The following is a 761-nucleotide window of genomic DNA, read 5'->3' on the forward strand; positions in this document are numbered from 1 at the left end:
AGCTTCCGTTTCCAAAAACCGTCAAGGCTTTCGGCCTTCTTTCCTTTCTCTGTATAAATGACGGCACTTGTCTTCATATCAATCACAACCGTCATGAAGCCACTTTTTGAGCCACAGTAAATCTCATCAATTCCAATGTGAGTGACGTTTTTAAGACAAGGTTGAGAGTATCGCTTTTGCAGGTAATGCTTCTGAATATCTTTCACTGTATCCCAACAGACACCACATAGCTTGGCAATGGCATTGATGGTGACGTTCAATGCTGACAGCGAGAGAACATACTGTTCAAAGCCCTTTGTGTAACGCACTTTGGGACGAGGAACAAAGTTAAGCGGCAAATACCCGAGTGTATTACAAGCTCGGCATTCAATCCGCTGGTTTGCTATCTGGATGTAACAGGGGCTAGTGCCGATTGGCGTAGCGATAAAACGGCGAACCTTACCTCCTTTTTTTTATGACATCACGACTACGACATGATGGACATTTAATATGAGGATTGTGTGCTACGTGAAAGATGGTCGCGTCACCATCAAACTCTGTAGAGCAATAATGGAAAGGGCCGCGTATTCCAAAGCGATGGTAAAGAAGTGAAGTTGACATTAACTGGCTATTTTTGGCGATATGGTATCAGAAAAGCGGTTCATCCGGAAAATCGATACTTCGCCTCATGACTGGCTTTGATTTTTAACTCAAAAAATTCCCAATCACGATACCCATAGGCGACTTTGTTCAGCGTCTTTATTCGGTTGTTCACACCCTCT

General features: G+C 43.5%; 1 pseudogene. It reads right to left on the bottom strand.

The features are described 5' to 3' along the window. A pseudogene (locus tag UF06_RS09110) lies at positions 1–260 on the bottom strand (hypothetical protein); the annotation flags it as partial. Positions 261–761 lie beyond the last annotated feature (501 nt).

Origin of the sequence: Vibrio sp. S234-5 (genome assembly GCF_000960595.1) — a bacterium.
GTDB lineage: Bacteria > Pseudomonadota > Gammaproteobacteria > Enterobacterales > Vibrionaceae > Vibrio.